Annotated in this window: 1 protein-coding gene and 1 pseudogene; one reads left to right on the forward strand and one right to left on the reverse strand. The window is 50.6% G+C overall.

The features are described from left to right. Positions 1-241: IS66 family insertion sequence element accessory protein TnpA (tnpA, locus tag PPOP_RS17740; protein WP_006288045.1), on the reverse strand; the 241-nt coding region annotated here is incomplete at its 3' end. A gap of 86 nt (positions 242-327) precedes the next feature. Between tnpA and PPOP_RS22305 the strand changes: the two are divergent. Then, positions 328-419 (forward strand): annotated as a pseudogene (locus PPOP_RS22305) (reverse transcriptase domain-containing protein); the annotation flags it as partial.

The raw sequence follows: 419 nt of genomic DNA on the forward strand, positions 1-419 counted from the left end.
TCCGGGCAACGCCGACTTGGAGCTGAAGGGACTCGGTTGCTTCGATTTGGCCAGCGACAGAGATCGGACGGAAGGTAGTGACCGCTGAGGTAGCTCGCGCTTGCCTTTGCGCCTTGTAGAGCCAATATTTTAATTGATGAACGGTCAGGTCGTGCTCTTTGCACCAGGCTTTCATCGTTTGCCCGCTGGTCTGATAAGCGGTAATGCGCTCCGTCCATAACGCTTGTAAACTCGTTTCCATTTTGAATCCATCCTTTCGTATGCGTGATGGATTCATTGTGACTGTTTTGACTTGCTATGCACAGGTGGGATTGGTTTGACGCTTAAGGTGGGCCGTTCTCGCCGCTTGCCTCTAACATCTACCTTAATGATGTGGATTGGGTATTTGATGCAATACGGAGGAAAACAGCAGAAGGCGA

This window comes from Paenibacillus popilliae ATCC 14706 (assembly GCF_000315235.1).
In the GTDB taxonomy this organism is placed as follows: domain Bacteria; phylum Bacillota; class Bacilli; order Paenibacillales; family Paenibacillaceae; genus Paenibacillus_B; species Paenibacillus_B popilliae.